The sequence below is a fragment of the Shewanella sp. genome (assembly GCF_051658185.1).
Taxonomy (GTDB): domain Bacteria; phylum Pseudomonadota; class Gammaproteobacteria; order Enterobacterales; family Shewanellaceae; genus Shewanella.
In genome coordinates this window covers 1-16,106 of record NZ_JBOFMC010000393.1, presented here as the reverse complement: position 1 = coordinate 16,106, position 16,106 = coordinate 1, and the positions used below count along the sequence as shown (strand labels likewise).

Sequence of the window (16,106 nt, the reverse complement as noted above, 5' to 3'; positions counted from 1 at the left end):
GCGCAATATCAGCGGCCAATGCGCAAACCTTATTTTTAGGTAACGCTGGCACGGCCATGCGGCCTCTGTGCGCGGCCTTAACCTTAGGACAAGGCGAGTTTACGTTAACGGGCGAGCCGCGTATGGAAGAACGCCCCATTGGCGATTTAGTTGATGCCCTAAGACAACTGGGAGCCAATATTGTTTACCTTAAAAATGACGGTTTTCCGCCATTAACCATTAATGCGACGGGCCTTAATGGCGGTGATGTGCAAATAGCTGGAGATTTATCAAGCCAGTTTTTAACGGCGCTGCTAATGGTGGCCCCCTTGGCGAAGGACAGTGTCAATATCCATGTCACAGGCGAATTAGTCTCAAAACCTTATATTGATATCACGTTAGCTTTGATGGCGCAGTTTGGGGTCGAAGTCATTAACCATCATTATGCCCGCTTTGAAATTCGCGCAGGCCAGCACTATGTGTCTCCGGGTAAAGTACTGGTTGAAGGGGATGCCTCATCGGCTTCTTATTTTTTAGCGGCGGGTGCCATTAAAGGGGGACAGGTTAAAGTCACTGGCGTTGGTCGTTTAAGCATTCAAGGCGATGTGCAGTTTGCTGATGTGCTTGAAAAAATGGGGGCCAATATTGAATGGGGGGACGACTACATTATCGCCCGCGCGGCGCCTTTAACGGCAATTGATTTGGATTTAAATCATATTCCCGATGCGGCCATGACCATTGCCACCGCGGCCTTATTTGCTAAGGGCACAACAGTTATCCGCAATATTTATAATTGGCGGATAAAAGAAACCGACCGCCTAGCGGCCATGGCAACGGAGCTCCGTAAAGTTGGCGCTGAGGTGGAAGAGGGCAAGGATTACATTAAAATCACCCCTCCTGCGATCATTAATACTGCAGAAATTGATACTTACAATGATCACCGCATGGCCATGTGTTTTTCCATGTTAGCCTTTGCAGATTGCGGCATAACTATCAATGATCCTGATTGTACCTCGAAGACCTTTCCGGATTATTTTACTCAATTAGCGAATCTGCAATCTGTGTCGCTCTAAGCGTTATGATACAGAGAACCGATAAGGCAAAGTGGAGCGTGGTGTGTTTACCCTAACATGCCTCATGATTGACGCTTGCCTTAGTTTACAAAAAGTTAGCTTTGCTTAAGCCGGATCATTTTCTTAAGCCTCGCCTGTTGAAGGTGAGGCAACCTTCGTAAAGCCTAAATGACTATTATCCCATGTTATCTTGCCGTAAAAAATCCACGGATTTTTTTGGCTTTTATTGTATAATGCGGCGCGCTCATTTTCGGGGCTCACTTGATGAACTCACGGATGATGATTATTTTTTGCGGAGGAATGTATGTCAGAACGGGCTCCAGTAGTCACAATCGACGGCCCAAGTGGTGCTGGTAAAGGTACCATTAGTCAATTATTAGCCCAGCATTTAGGTTGGCAACTACTTGATAGTGGTGCTATTTACCGAGTTCTTGCGCTTGCCGCCATTCATCACGATGTTGAATTGGAAAATGAAGAATCAATCACGTTGCTCGCGGCGCATCTTGATGTGAAATTTTTAACGGGTAACGATAAAGATCCCGTAAGAGTGATATTAGAAGGTGAGGATGTCACCACCGATATTCGCACCCAAGAGTGTTCGAATGCGGCCTCTAAAGTCGCCGCATTCCCACGGGTTAGAGAAGCCTTACTACGCCGTCAACGCGCTTTTAGAACGTCACCAGGATTAATCGCAGATGGCCGCGATATGGGGACAGTTGTATTCCCGAGTGCACCGGCAAAATTATATTTAACCGCCTCGGCAGAGGAACGCGCGCAAAGACGCTATAATCAGTTGCAGGACAAGGGCTTCGATGTTAACATCGAGCGCCTTTTAAGTGAGATTATCGAGCGTGATGAGCGTGATATGAATCGTCCGGTGGCTCCATTAGTCCCCGCCGAGGATGCGCTTGTCATTGATACCAGCGGAAAAGGCATAGATGAAGTACTTGAGCTTGCGCTCAAGCACATCAACCAAAAGTTATCCAGTACTGACTAACGTCTGTCACTGGATAGGTATTCGTATTAAGGATGATACGGATAATTAGACTGACTCCACGTCTAGGACTGACCGTGGTTTATTAAAGAAAGTAACCTAAACATGACTGAATCTTTTGCTGATCTATTTGAACAATCCCTTCAAACTCTGGAATTCCGTCCAGGTTCTATCGTTCGTGGTACTGTTGTTGCCATCGAAAACGGTATGGTACTGGTTGACGCGGGTCTGAAGTCTGAAAGCCCAATCCCAGCTGAACAATTCAAAAACGCTCAAGGTGTTTTAGAAATCGCTGTTGGTGATGAAGTTGACGTTGCCCTTGACTCTGTTGAAGACGGCTTTGGTGAGACTCAACTGTCTCGCGAAAAAGCGAAACGTCACGAAGCTTGGATCGTTCTGGAAAAAGCTTACGAAGATGCTGAAACTGTAATCGGTATCATCAATGGTAAAGTGAAAGGCGGTTTCACTGTTGAATTAAACGGTATCCGTGCCTTCTTACCAGGTTCTCTAGTTGACGTGCGCCCAGTTCGCGACACCGCTCACTTAGAGTACAAAGAATTAGAATTCAAAGTTATCAAACTCGACCAGAAGCGTAACAACGTGGTTGTTTCTCGTCGTGCAGTTATCGAATCAGAAAGCAGCGCTGAGCGTGATGCACTGTTAGAAAACCTGCAAGAAGGTCAAGCAGTTAAAGGTATCGTTAAGAACCTGACTGACTACGGTGCATTCGTAGATTTAGGTGGCGTTGACGGTCTGTTACATATCACTGATATGGCATGGAAACGCGTTAAGCACCCATCTGAAATCGTTAACGTTGGCGACGAAATCAACGTTAAAGTGCTGAAGTACGATCGTGAGCGCACTCGTGTGTCTCTAGGTCTGAAACAACTTGGCGAAGATCCATGGTTAGAAATCAGCAAGCGCTACCCAGAAAACACTAAGTTAACTGGTCGCGTAACTAACCTGACTGACTACGGTTGTTTCGTTGAAATCGAAGAAGGCGTTGAAGGTTTAGTTCACGTTTCTGAAATGGATTGGACTAACAAGAACATCCACCCATCTAAAGTGGTTAACTTAGGTGATGAAGTTGAAGTTCTGGTTCTGGACATCGATGAAGAGCGTCGTCGTATTTCTCTAGGTCTGAAGCAATGTAAGACCAACCCATGGGATGACTTCGCAACTCGTTACAACAAAGGCGACAAGGTTTCTGGTAAGATCAAGTCAATCACTGACTTCGGTATCTTCATCGGTCTTGACGGCGGTATCGATGGTTTAGTTCACCTGTCTGACATTTCTTGGAACGGCACTGGCGAAGACGCAGTATCTGAGTACAAGAAAGGCGACGAAATCCACGCAGTGGTTCTGTCTGTTGACCCAGAGCGTGAGCGCATCAGCTTAGGTGTTAAACAAACTGAAGACGATCCATTCAACGCATACTTAGCCGACAAGAAGAAAGGGACTATCGTAAACGGTACTGTTTCTGCTGTTGATGCTAAAGGTGTGACTGTTGAACTGGCTGACACTGTTGAAGGTTACATCCGTGTAGCTGACATCAGCCGTGAACGTATCGAAGATGCATCTACTGTTTACAACGTAGGTGATGCTATCGAAGCTAAGTTCATGGGCGTTGATCGCAAGAACCGTTCTATCAGCCTGTCAATCAAAGCAAAAGACGAAGCTGAAGAAAAAGAAGTAATGGCGACCTTGAATAAACAAGAAGACGCTGTTATTAGTAATGCAATGGCTGAAGCGTTTAAAGCAGCTCGTAAATAATCGCCTGTTGTATGGGGAGTTTTCTCCCCATTAGGCGACTGTGTTTGGCTTGATAATAGGGGATAGCTAGGATGACTAAATCCGAACTGATCGAAAAACTCGCCACCAGGCAGTCGCAGCTGTCGGCGAAAGAGGTTGAAGGCGCAATCAAAGAAATGTTGGAGCAAATGGCAACAACATTAGAAAGCGGTGATCGTATCGAGATCCGTGGTTTTGGTAGTTTCTCGCTTCATTATCGTGCGCCGCGTACTGGCCGGAATCCAAAAACGGGTTCATCCGTTGAATTGGAAGGCAAATATGTCCCGCACTTTAAGCCAGGCAAAGAACTGCGCGAACGTGTTGATGCCGTGAATGCGTAATTAACCGTAGAGTAAAAAGCCTCCGTTAGGGGGCTTTTTTGTATCTAATGCAAGGCAATGCTGGCCAGCAAAGTAAATTTCTTGGATAATCATAAAATTGAAATGCATTTAGGGAGTTCAACGTGAAATCATTTTTTGCAACTGTCATCGTGGCAGTGTTTTTTATTTTAGCGTTGATTTTCGGTGCTCGTAATGAACAAATGGTAACGATCAGCTATTTTGTCGCCCAAGGTGAATATCGTTTACCTTTGGTCTTGGCGGTAGTGTTTTCTGCTGGCTTTTTACTGAGCTGGGTGTTTGCTTGTTTTTATATTCTTAGACTCAAATTAGCTTTAGCGGCCGCCCAAAAAAAGTTAAATGTGCAACCCGCTAAAGTTCCCCAGGGTGTAGACGCCTAATATGCTTGAGATCCTTTTCCTGCTGCTCCCTATTGCTGCTGGCTATGGCTGGTACATGGGACGGCGGAGCATAAGGCAGAATCAGAGTAATCAACGCAAACAATTAAGCCGCGATTATTTTACTGGCCTCAATTTCCTGCTTTCGAATGAATCGGATAAGGCGGTTGATTTATTTATCAGCATGCTGGATGTGGATGATGACACTATCGATACCCATTTATCGTTAGGTTCACTGTTTCGTAAGCGTGGTGAAGTGGATCGTTCCATTCGTATTCATCAAAATCTGATTGCAAGACCAAGCTTGACCAATGAACAACGGGACATCGCGATGATGGAGTTGGGCAAAGATTATCTTGCGGCAGGATTTTACGATAGGGCGGAAGAAATTTTCATCAATTTGGTGAGTCAAGATGATCACAGTGAAGAGTCAGAAACGCAGTTAATTGATATTTATCAGGTGACAAAGGAATGGCAGAAGGCCATTGATATCACCAAAGGGCTAAGCCGAAAGCGGCAACAGGCATTAAAGTCAATTACTGCGCATTTTTATTGTCAATTAGCGGATGAGGCAAACAATGATGATGAAAAGATTAAGCTGTTACAGCAGGCCCTTAAGCAAGATCCTCAATGTGGCAGAGCTTTATTGACCTTGGCCAAGAAATTTGTGGATCTTCAGCAGTATCAGCAATCTAAAGCCATGTTAATTGCCCTTAAAGAGGCCGATATAGAGCTTTTTGCCGATGCTTTACCCACAGCAAAACTCGTGTTTACGGATACCCAAGATCCCGAGGGCTATCAAGAGTTACTCGCCGGTGCCATGGCTGCGGGTGCTGGTGCATCGGTTGTTGTAGCATTAGCAGAGCATTTGATCAGTCTCGATGAAATAAAAGCGGCAGAAAATATTGTGCTTGATGCTCTCTATCGTCATCCGACGATGAAAGGGTTCCAGCACCTGATGCAAATGCATTTGCGTCAAGCCGAAGAAGGCCAAGCCAAACAAAGTTTAACGATGCTAGAGCAGCTGGTTGAACAACAAATTAAGTTCCGTCCAAGCTACCGCTGTAAAGAATGTGGTTTTCCATCCCATGGACTTTACTGGTACTGTCCTTCCTGTAAAAAATGGGGCAGCATTAAGCGGATCAGAGGCTTAGACGGCGAATGATTGATTAAATACCGCCAAAGTGTAACCCCGTCGGAGAAATAATGACGACTAAACCTATCCTCGTAGCGCTAGATTACGATAATAAAAACCATGCGTTAGCATTGGTAGATAAGCTCGATCCCAACATGTGCCGCTTAAAAGTTGGCAAAGAAATGTTTACCCTGTTTGGTCCTGAACTGGTTAAAGATATCCATGCTCGTGGTTTTGATCTCTTTCTTGATTTGAAATTTCACGATATTCCCAATACCGTGGCTAAAGCGGTGGCCGCAGCCGCTGAACTTGGCGTATGGATGACCAACGTGCATGCCAGTGGCGGCTTAGCCATGATGGAAGCCGCCAAAAAAGCCTTGCTCCCTTACGGCGAGCAAGCGCCTATGTTAATCGCAGTGACGGTATTGACCTCCATGAGTGATGAGGATCTTAACTTACTGGGAATTAATGTCCCGGCCTTTGAGCATGTCCAGCGTTTAGCCAAACTCACTCAGCAAGCAGGACTTGATGGTGTAGTCTGCTCGGCTCAGGAAGCATCTGCACTTAAGGCGCTATTGGGTAAAGAGTTTAAGTTAATCACTCCGGGGATCCGTCCTTTAGGTAGCGAGGTGGGCGACCAACACCGAGTGATGACGCCACCCGAGGCGTTAGCAGCTGGTGCCGATTATTTAGTGATAGGCCGACCCATAACCAAAGCAGCCGACCCTTTAGCTGCATTACACGCTATCCATCAATCCTTAGCAGTGACTCGCTAAGCTGGTGCAAGGTGTTCTCTCTAGAACAAAGTGTCAATCACAAGAGTCCTAGCCTTAAATGGGGTTACTTCGTCCATAATTAAGGCTAGGATGTTCGATGATGAAGGTAAAATTTCATGGCCAATGCATTACAAGAGCAGTTATTAAAAGCTGGACTTGCCAGTAAACAAAAGGTGCGTGACGTTAAAACCCAAAAACGTCGCGATAAAAAAGCCCGTGTCGACGATGGCTCTGCAGCCTTAAAGCAAGAGGTCGCTGAGCAAAAACGCTTACAAGCAGAAAAAGACAAAGCGCTTAATGAGCAGCGTTTTGCCGAAGCAACCGCCCGTGGTCAAGTGCGTGGTTTGATCAGTGAATTTTCAAAATTTGCAATCAAAGTTCCAAATCATGCTGAGATCAAATTTAACTATACTCTTGAAAATAAAATTTATTCTTTATATATCGATGAAAAAATCCAAGCCGAATTGCTCCAAGGCCATTTAGGTATCATCCGGTATGAAGATAAGAGTTACCTTGTTCCCCACAAACTGGCTGAGCGGGTGCACTTACTTGTGCCTCAGTGGTGCGGCTACTTATGGCAACAGGATGAATCAAAAGCCGTAGTGACCGAGGACGATCCTTATGCCGATTACGCGATCCCCGATGATTTAATGTGGTAGCTTTTCGCGTATCCGTGAGTTAGCACCACGACAGGCGTAAGTTTAAACTTTTATAATAGCCCTTAAGCCAACTTAAGGGCTTTTTTATGCCCGTTGCCCCTGTTGAGGGGCATATTCAATTTTACGAGAATGGGTTACAAGTTGTTTTCTATTTTGAACTGGTATAAATTAAAACAACTGTTTAAATCCTACGTTTAAGAGTATACCAATGAATCCTTATCAAGCCCCCTTAACGGATATGCGTTTTTTGCTCGAGCATGTATTTGATGCCCCGACTACCTGGGCACAATTACCTGACATTGCAGACATGATCGATATAGATACCGCGAATGCAATCCTAGAAGAGGCGGCAAAGATCAGCAGTGAGCTGATCCATCCCCTAAATCGTGCGGGAGATGAGCAAGGAGTGGTGCATCAGGACGATAATGTGATCACACCTGATGGCTATAAAGCGGTGTATGACCAATATTCCCAAGGTGGGTGGATTGGCCTGTGTGGTGATCCTGAATTTGGCGGAATGGGCATGCCAAAAATGTTAGGGATCTTAGTTGATGAGATGGCCTACGGTGCTTGCAATGCGTTCACCCTGTACGGCTCGCTAACCGCAGGAGCGGCGTTATGCATCAACGCCCATGGCAGCGACGCGCTTAAGCAAACGTATTTGCCAAAATTATATTCAGGCGAGTGGGCAGGGGCGATGGATATGACTGAGCCACAAGCGGGCTCGGATTTACGCCATATTCGCACTCGCGCCGTACCACAAGATGATGGTAGTTACGGCATCACCGGCAGTAAAATTTTTATCACGGGTGGCGATCATGATCTCACTGATAACGTCATTCATTTAGTGTTAGCGAAAATTGCTGATAGCAGCGGTATTTCATTGTTTTTAGTGCCTAAAATAACCGTCAATGCGGATGGTAGCTTAGGTGAACATAACGGGGTCACCGTCGGCTCTATTGAACACAAAATGGGCCTAAAGGGATCGGCAACCTGTGTTATGAATTACGACAATGCTAAAGGTTACTTAATTGGCCAAGCCAATCGTGGCCTAGTGTGTATGTTCACTATGATGAATTACGAGCGTTTAGCCATTGGTATTCAAGGATTAGGAAGTGCGCAAGCCGCATACCAGATGGCGGCAGAATATGCTAAAGAACGCTATCAAGGCGTTGCGGCGGGTGGTTCACCTACAGGTTCCGATCCTGATCCTATCATTGTCCATGGGGATGTGCGGCGTATGCTGCTCACTATCCGAGCGATGACCGAAGCCGGTCGGGCATTATCGGTATTTACAGGCTTGCAACTCGATCTGGCAAAATTTGCCGAGGATGAAGTGAAAGCGAAAGCCGCCCGTTATGTTGGCTTACTCACCCCGGTGGCTAAGGCCTTTTTAACGGACCGCGGTCTTGATGCCACAATTATGGCGCAGCAAGTCTTTGGTGGGCATGGCTATATTCGCGAAACCGGTGTGGAACAACTGGTGCGTGATACCCGAATTGCTCAAATTTATGAAGGGACCAATGGTATTCAAGCCATCGATTTTCTTGGGCGTAAAGTCACTGGAGACAATTTAACGGCTCTAAACGAATTGGTGGCCGATCTTAAAGCGCAAATGGCGAGTTTTACTCAGGTCAGTGAGGCTCAAATTTTGGCTGTCAGCGAGCGTTTTGATGCTTTGATTAAGGTGGCAGAATCAATTAATGCACAAAAATTGGCGCAACCTGCGCTGATCAATGCCTGCGCCGTCGATTTTTTAGATGCTTTTGGTTATACCCTCTACGGGTTTTATTGGTTAACGATGGTCGATAAAGTCGCGAACCATGAGGATAACAACTTTGCCGAGCAGAAGGGTTATCTCGCGCAGTTCTATTTTGATAAGTTGCTCCCGAAAGCCGATTACCATTTAGCACAGGTGAGCGCCGGCGATAGGACTACCATGGCAATGCCAGCAGAATTATTTTAACCATCGCTATGTTCGCAATCGTTATGTTAGCAGTTTGACGGCGCAGTTTAAGGAGCAGCATTTTAGGCAGTACGCTTAAGTCATGCTCTTTAATATTAAAGGGTTACATTAAACTGTTAAATTAATCTGAGAGTGATTCAGCCCGCTAGCTAAACACGCTAACATGCTAACATCAGCAAACGCACTGGCACTTCAGTGCGTTTGCTGAAATTCATCCCCCCTTGATAGGGAACATTGTGGCGGCCACACGCGATAACCATAAGCCCAAAATAGCCGCATTGCCCCCTGTCACTGCTGTGACAGGCTCGTTCTACCAGCCTATTTTATTTTTTTAACTCATCAAGCTGAGTTACCCATCTAGGCTAACCACGCCCAATGTCAGGTGAAAGTTAAGGTGAGGTCAGCTTATGACTCGTTGAGTTTGGGGCATCTTTGCGGATCATCTTAACCAATTCACTTAAAAAATCGGCGCTAAATGCCGGTTTGCGCAGCTTATTAAGCTCCGGGCTGATGCCATTTTCGAGCACAACAAATAGGATGTCTTGCTGATCAGGTAAACGAATAAATCCCGCTAAATTGGCCACGCCTTGCATTGAGCCCGTTTTGGCAAAGATCCGTTCTTTAAGCGGCGCAGTGGTATAACCTCGACGATATTTTAAGGTGCCGGTTTTTCCGGCTTGGGGCAAACTGGCAATGAGCCCCTGAAAGCGGGCATCCTGGTGAATTAAGCGAAGTACATCGGCAAGCTGCTTTGCATTTAGCAGGTTATAGCGTGATAGCCCTGAGCCATCGACGATATTTGCACTGGTTAAGTCGATGCCTAAGGCTGTTAAAATGCGCCTCATCGCGGCGCTGCCATGGGTAAAACTGCTCTGGGTCTGATAATAATGTTTACCCACTTGTTTAAATAAACTGTCGGCAATCAAATTATCTGATTTGAGCAGCATGATATCGAGCAGTTCGGGTAATGGTGCTGACTGATGGCTTTGGATAAATTTGGCGTTAGACGGCAACGAATACGCCACTTTCACTTTCCCTGCGAGGGTAAGATTGTGGTTGTTATTAACGATTGCCCTTACGGCATCTTGGGCAAATTGTTGCGGTTCGGTCACCGCAATTGCCAAAGGGACGGCTTGGTGTTGAGGATGACATCCCTGAAGATGATAGCGATTCGCGCCTTGACGGATGAGCGCTAATTGACAAAATTCAGCGTCGGCGTTTGGCGTAAATTGCACATCACTGCTGATCTTAATGCCAACACTGCTGCTGGCCAGGTTAACTTGCGAAGCCTTGCCATTGGCACTTGGTTGCAGTTGTCCATAAACACAATTTTGATCGATGATAAAGTTCGACACGGGCGCGGCATAACAAATCCCCAAATCATCCCATACCCAACCGGGAGCGTGTACTTGCTCTTGCTGCTCACCAACAAGATAAATATGACCGTCAATCTGGGTGATCCCTTGCTCGCCTAACTGGCCAAGTAGGGCTTTAAGATTTGCCTGAGTTAAACTCGGATCGCCGCTAAAACGTAAATACAGGCTACCAGCAAGATGACCTTGGCGGATAGGGGCATCGCTCCAAAGTTCGGTGGCATAACGAAACTCAGGTCCAAGCTCGGCAATCGCGGCCACCGCAGTCAGCAATTTTTGGGTACTGGCGGGGATCAATAGACTTTGTGCTTGGTGACTATAAAGCACTTGGTCAGTGCTAGGATCGATAACCAACACCCCCGTTTGGGATTGGAGTGGCTGAATGTCAGCAAGCTGTTGCGTCAACGGCTCACTGAGCACCGAGGTTGCTAACGCCGAGCCTGCGGGCGCTGGGAGGTTTTTTAATATCGCAGCTTGTGCTTGCGTAACCACTTGCGGCTGCGACGCAGATGATTCATGGGGCGTTGCCACTGACTGCCCAGCGCACATTATCAAGGGCAGGGCGCGTAACAATACGCCAGTGACGCGATGGCGCCACCGTGTTGTTACAAAGCCTGTGTATAGGGGAGAGTTACTGTCCATTGTTGCCGTCATCTTTCTCCATAAGACGATATAGCCAAAGGGTGACACACAACACCAGCGCAATAAACAGGGGCAAAATCAGTAATCCAAGGGCACTTTTAAAATGAAAAATTCCCCATGCTGCTAATAATGTTAGCGCGAGGGTCAGCAAGATTTTCTTATTCATCGTCATTAATCGAGTGGCTAAAAGAAAGGTCAGTTTACGCTAAAACCCGCTTAATCGGGATCGCTTTGCTTGGCCTGAGGTGTATTTTGTGATTTGTATGTCATATGGATTGCGGCAACACCATTCATCTTAAGTTAAGCTTCACGCGAAATACTGAGCATCCCATCACCGCGCGCTGTCAGATCAGACTGAAATGGTCCTTCAGCCGTTGCCAAGGTTTCGGCTAGTTTATTGCCGAGCGTGATGATAAAAGGATAACGCCATGATGGGCGTCAGTGGCATAGTTGGCCGAGTACGGTATTGAGCAGAAAATCGGCGCTCTGGCGCTGATAAACAGCACACCTTGTTAGCCCTGCCGCCTTAACGCTCAAATTATCAGCAAAACCCATGGTCTAGCGTCGACTTTTGGGAGAAAAGCCTTGCCGAGCGGGGTTGAAGTCGGTAATTTCTACCCCTTATGATTTTAGGATCTTAGGTAATCAGGAAACCATGCCTCATATTAGTATGCGCGGCTTACCACAGGCGGTCGTCGCAGCGTTTAGCCAACCATTACTGCAGTCATTGGCGGCGATATGTAAAGGTAATGCAGAAAGTTTCACATTAGATTGGGTGCCCAGCATCAGCTACCGCAATGGTAAAATTGACCAGCGTTTTGTCCAAGTTGAGTTACTGTGGTTCCCCAAAGATCCTGATATTCACCTAAAAGTCGAACAAATGATCAGGCTGACAGTGGCTGAAGCCTATCCTGAATTAACTCACATTGCAGTGATGTTTTTGTCACTAAGCCCTAGTGCTTCCTATCGGGGTGGTCAGCATGTTTAAAGGAGGATGCCTTGCTAGATAAGCTTGGTGGAATAGCCGTTCAACCCGAGGCTTTAACGTGGTTGCTTACGCCTCGCCGTTTTAAGGCCGAGTTACTCGCACGTATCGAAAATGCGAAACACAGCATTTATCTTGCTGCGCTGTATTTAGAAGATGATGAAGCTGGGCGGGAAGTATTACAGGCACTGATGGCCGCAAAAGCCAACAATCCTGCCTTAGATATTAAAGTCTTGGTTGATTTTCACCGGGCACGGCGCGGCCTGATTGGCCATAAGGGCGATAGCGGCAACTACCTGATGTATCGCCAAGTGATGGCCGATGCGTTGCACCCGATTGACATTTTGGGTGTTCCGGTCAAATCCCGTGAATTTATGGGAGTATTGCATCTTAAGGGATTCATTATTGATGATGCGGTGATCTTCAGCGGAGCCAGTTTAAATAATATCTATCTGCAACAACAAGATAAGTATCGATTTGACCGTTACCATCTGATTGAGTCGGCAGAATTGGCCCGCAGTATGCGTGCAATGATCCAGCGTTTTATTACCAGCGATCCTGCAGTGACATCGTTAACTCAAGCGCCTCATCAAGAAGTGTTGCCGTCCAAAGCCGACGTGCGTAGCTTTAAATTACGCTTAGCCGAAGCCCACTACGAGTTTGCCGCGACCACTGGCGGTAATCGCATCACCCCATTAGTGGGCTTAGGCCGTAAAAAAAATCGGCTCAATAAAGTGGTGCTGGCTTTAGTGGAAGAGTCAAAAGAAGCATTATTTATTTGCACCCCGTACTTTAATCCGCCGTACATCTTAGTGCGCGCGCTGGCAAAGCATTTACGCAATGGCAAACGTATCGATATCGTCGTTGGCGACAAAACGGCCAACGACTTTTATATTCCGCCAGAGCAGGACTTTTCAACCATCGGGGCATTGCCCTATATGTATGAGCAATCCTTGCGTAAATTTGCCAAACGTCAGCAATGGGCAATTGATAACGGTCAGTTGAACATTCATCTGTGGAAGCATGGCAACAACAGTTACCACTTAAAAGGGATCAGTGCCGATGGCAATAAGCATTTGATCACGGGGTCGAATCTCAATCCAAGAGCTTGGGCATTGGATCTCGAAAATGGTCTGTTGCTGCAAGATGATAGCGGCTGTTGGCAAGCGCACTTTGAGGCCGAGCAGGCGCATATCCTCGAACATACCCAGCGGTTATATCACTATAGTCAGGTCGATACCCTGCAGAATTACCCTGCGCCAGTTAAAAAAATTATGACGCGGATAAGAAGATTAAAAGCCGACTTTTTACTCAGGCGAATTCTTTAAGTCTCCAAAAGCTAAAGCCCACATTGCTGTGGGCTTTATTGTTTAGCGCATTCTATATGGGTTTGTGCAGCCCAATCTTAGGGCGAACGACGCTCACCTAAGCGGTTAACTGTTTTGCAGCATGAGATCTGGATGGGGAGCCTGTTGATCGCGGGCATAGTGCAAGGAGACGATCACTAACACCACCATCAACGCACTCAGTAAGCCGATACTCAGTTGCCCCCCCATAGGCACTAATGACATCGACAATGCCGCAAGTCCCGCGCCAAAGTTTTGTAATCCCCCCAATAGGGCGCCGGCAATACCTGCCTGACGTGGAAATGGCTCTAAGGCCGCAGAGGTGAGGGTCGGAAATAGCATCCCCGCGCCACTAAAAAAGAGTATTGAACCGATAAGCAAACTCCATCCCACCACTAATTGAAATATCCCCGGAATTAACAACAGTAACGCCCCCGCACCGAGTAGCGCCACGCCTTGATACACAGTGCGCTGTGGCCGCTTTTGCCGCCCTGCGATAAATGCCCCGAGTAAATAGCCCGGGATCGGTGCGACAAAATAGCAACTGACCATCAAAGGCGATAACGCTAAATATTGGCCGTAAAGCACCCCCGCGATGGCTTCAAAAGCCGCAATGCCAGCAAAGGTTGCGATTAACGAACATAAATAACCTTTAAAACTTTTATGGCGCAGCACATGGCGATAGGAGGCCATGATTGGCCGATGTTCCCGTTTTGAGCGCGGCAACGATTCCTTAAAGCCACACAAGAGTAAACACCAAGCGACCATCCCAAATCCCATTAACACCCAATAGACGGCCTGCCACCCCAAGTAAGCCGCGGTCATACTGCCAATAAAAGGGGCCACAAGCGGTAAAAACACGACCGCCATCGAAACATAGCTATTAAATTTGACTAATGGTTCACCAAAATAGTGATCCCGCGGAATACTGCGACATAATGCGCCAGCACTGGCTGTGCCGACGCCTTGGATCAAGCTTGCCAGAATAAGCTGATAAAAACTCACGGCTTGAGTCGCGATGAACGCCCCTAAAATAAAGATCCCAATCCCAATTAATAGCGGGAGTTTGCGGCCCACGCGATCCGACAGTGGACCGTACACAAATTGAAATAGCCCGTAAGCCAAGAGATAACAAGCCATTACCGCTTGCAACTGAGTGGCTTCTACCTTGAGGGCCGTCGCCATTTGCGGCAATGCCGGCACAAAGATCGTCTGCGCCATTTGGCCGCAGGCCACCATGAATACCAGCATAAGTAGCAGTTGGGGCGCGCGCTGTGTTGTTGCAGAAGGAGAAGACGGCGGCAAGCGAGCATGATCTGGGCCAGGCATGATAATTCCATAAAAAGATGAATAAAATCGAGGCGCGCATCTTACTCGCTATATTGTTGACTTCAAGAGGAGAAGAGCTTGATTGAGCAAGATTCTTTTTCATGCCTTACATAAGTTTTTCTCGCGCTTTTTTGCTGTAACGTAACCCTTACGATTTGCTATTAAAGGGTTAGCAGCCTGTTGATGGCTTGAGGTGGATATGAGGGGCAAATACCTGCCCCTGCGATTTAATGCGGCTTTGATTTAGCTCGCTTTGGCGGGGCACTTTAGTGTTGGGCTAGCGCATCAATCCCCGTGAGGATCTGGTAGCCCATAGTCACCCTTGGTGGCACGGGATAATTTTTATTACTTAACATGACAATCCCCAATTTTTTGCCAGGGATATAGGCTACATAGGCAGCAAATCCTCCCGTAGAACCGGTTTTATTGATCCACACATGTGCCGCATTACCGCTGTGTGTGGATAAAGGCGGCTCAAGGGCGCGCACTGGCGTACTGTTATACACCAGTTGCTCAGTATGGCCAGCAAGCGCCTGTGCTAACGTCATCGGATAAGGATACTGCTCCCAAATCATGGCTTGGGTCATTACGCCCACATCAAAATAACCGAGATGAGTTTCATCAAGTGCTTTTTGCAACGACGGGGAGAGTGGATGTAATTGCATATTAGCTTCGATAAATTGCAGTAAATCCTTGGCCGAGGTTTTGACGCCATAGGCTTCATCGGCGAGCACCCCGGGGTTTACGCGCACGGGGACATCCTGCTTGTTATATCCTTGGGCATATTCCTCCTGTTTGTTACTGGGAACCTTGATATAACTGTTTGTCATCCCGAGGGGAGCAAATAGCTGCTGCTCGACGGCATCTTGAAAGCTTTGGTCTAAGCTTTGTGCGGCAATCACCCCCAATAGCCCAATACTCGGATTGGCGTAATTTCGATGCGTCCCTGCGGCAAACGCGGGTTTCCATGTCTTGAAAAAGGTCATTAACTGCTGAAAATTCGTTACCTCATCAGGCACTTGCAGGGGTAAATTGCCTGCGGTGTGTGTCGCTAAATGGATAAGATTTATGCGGTCAAACGAACTGCCCGTTAACTGTGGGACATAATGGCTAACAGGTAAGGTTAAGTTGAGTTTACCCTCGGCTTTGGCATAGTTGGCAAGGGTTGCGGTAAGGGTTTTGCTGATCGAGCCGATTTCAAATAGGGTATTTTCATCAACGGCTTGTCCGCTGGTTTTGGCGCTAACGCCATATTGATAGAAATAACGCTGACCTTCAAAGGTGATGCCGATGACCGTTCCTGGGATCTGATATTCAGCCAT

15 protein-coding genes are annotated in these 16,106 nt (G+C 47.0%); 11 read left to right on the top strand and 4 right to left on the bottom strand.

Annotated elements, in window-relative coordinates:
• The 9 genes from aroA to ACRCZA_RS14750 form a co-directional block, all read left to right on the top strand.
• The coding region (gene aroA, locus ACRCZA_RS14790; RefSeq protein WP_438675163.1) for a 3-phosphoshikimate 1-carboxyvinyltransferase at positions 1-1,052 on the top strand (1,052 nt) is incomplete at its 5' end.
• 304 nt (positions 1,053-1,356) lie between these two features.
• Complete coding sequence (gene cmk, locus ACRCZA_RS14785) at positions 1,357-2,049, top strand: (d)CMP kinase (RefSeq protein WP_438675162.1); 693 nt, start codon at positions 1,357-1,359, stop codon at positions 2,047-2,049.
• A 102-nt stretch (positions 2,050-2,151) separates the two neighbouring features.
• Positions 2,152-3,819, top strand: coding sequence for a 30S ribosomal protein S1 (gene rpsA / locus ACRCZA_RS14780; RefSeq protein WP_007647759.1), 1,668 nt, complete (start codon positions 2,152-2,154; stop codon positions 3,817-3,819).
• Positions 3,820-3,890: 71 nt separating this feature from the next.
• Positions 3,891-4,178, top strand: coding sequence for an integration host factor subunit beta (gene ihfB, locus ACRCZA_RS14775; protein WP_438675161.1), 288 nt, complete (start codon positions 3,891-3,893; stop codon positions 4,176-4,178).
• Positions 4,179-4,300: 122 nt separating this feature from the next.
• On the top strand, positions 4,301-4,576 hold the full coding sequence (locus tag ACRCZA_RS14770; protein ID WP_438675160.1) for a LapA family protein: 276 nt from the start codon (positions 4,301-4,303) through the stop codon (positions 4,574-4,576).
• 1 nt (position 4,577) lies between these two features.
• Entirely contained in the window at positions 4,578-5,738 is a 1,161-nt protein-coding gene (lapB, locus tag ACRCZA_RS14765) for a lipopolysaccharide assembly protein LapB (RefSeq protein ID WP_438675159.1), read from the top strand.
• A gap of 41 nt (positions 5,739-5,779) precedes the next feature.
• Positions 5,780-6,484, top strand: a complete 705-nt coding sequence (gene pyrF, locus ACRCZA_RS14760) for an orotidine-5'-phosphate decarboxylase (protein WP_438675158.1) — start codon at positions 5,780-5,782, stop codon at positions 6,482-6,484.
• A 116-nt stretch (positions 6,485-6,600) separates the two neighbouring features.
• The gene (locus ACRCZA_RS14755) at positions 6,601-7,143 is read left to right on the top strand and encodes a DUF2058 domain-containing protein (protein ID WP_438675157.1); all 543 of its coding nucleotides are present in this window, start codon (positions 6,601-6,603) and stop codon (positions 7,141-7,143) included.
• A gap of 208 nt (positions 7,144-7,351) precedes the next feature.
• Entirely contained in the window at positions 7,352-9,109 is a 1,758-nt protein-coding gene (locus ACRCZA_RS14750; RefSeq protein ID WP_438675156.1) for an acyl-CoA dehydrogenase C-terminal domain-containing protein, read from the top strand.
• A 389-nt stretch (positions 9,110-9,498) separates the two neighbouring features.
• On the opposite strand, the gene dacB is transcribed toward ACRCZA_RS14750, so the two are convergent.
• Positions 9,499-11,031, bottom strand: a complete 1,533-nt coding sequence (gene dacB / locus ACRCZA_RS14745) for a D-alanyl-D-alanine carboxypeptidase/D-alanyl-D-alanine endopeptidase (protein ID WP_438675164.1) — start codon at positions 11,029-11,031, stop codon at positions 9,499-9,501.
• 82 nt (positions 11,032-11,113) lie between these two features.
• On the bottom strand, positions 11,114-11,290 hold the full coding sequence (locus tag ACRCZA_RS14740; RefSeq protein WP_438675155.1) for a hypothetical protein: 177 nt from the start codon (positions 11,288-11,290) through the stop codon (positions 11,114-11,116).
• A gap of 489 nt (positions 11,291-11,779) precedes the next feature.
• On the opposite strand from ACRCZA_RS14740, the gene ACRCZA_RS14735 reads away from it, so the two are divergent.
• Together ACRCZA_RS14735 and pssA are read left to right on the top strand one after the other, a co-directional pair.
• Positions 11,780-12,112: a DUF1904 domain-containing protein gene (locus tag ACRCZA_RS14735; RefSeq protein WP_438675154.1), complete on the top strand. Its 333-nt coding sequence runs from the start codon at positions 11,780-11,782 to the stop codon at positions 12,110-12,112.
• An 11-nt stretch (positions 12,113-12,123) separates the two neighbouring features.
• Entirely contained in the window at positions 12,124-13,437 is a 1,314-nt protein-coding gene (gene pssA, locus ACRCZA_RS14730; protein ID WP_438675153.1) for a CDP-diacylglycerol--serine O-phosphatidyltransferase, read from the top strand.
• A 105-nt stretch (positions 13,438-13,542) separates the two neighbouring features.
• Here pssA and emrD read toward each other — a convergent pair whose 3' ends face one another.
• Complete coding sequence (gene emrD / locus ACRCZA_RS14725; RefSeq protein WP_438675152.1) at positions 13,543-14,784, bottom strand: multidrug efflux MFS transporter EmrD; 1,242 nt, start codon at positions 14,782-14,784, stop codon at positions 13,543-13,545.
• Between the two features lie 266 nt (positions 14,785-15,050).
• The coding region (gene ampC, locus ACRCZA_RS14720) for a class C beta-lactamase (RefSeq protein WP_438675151.1) at positions 15,051-16,106 on the bottom strand (1,056 nt) is incomplete at its 5' end.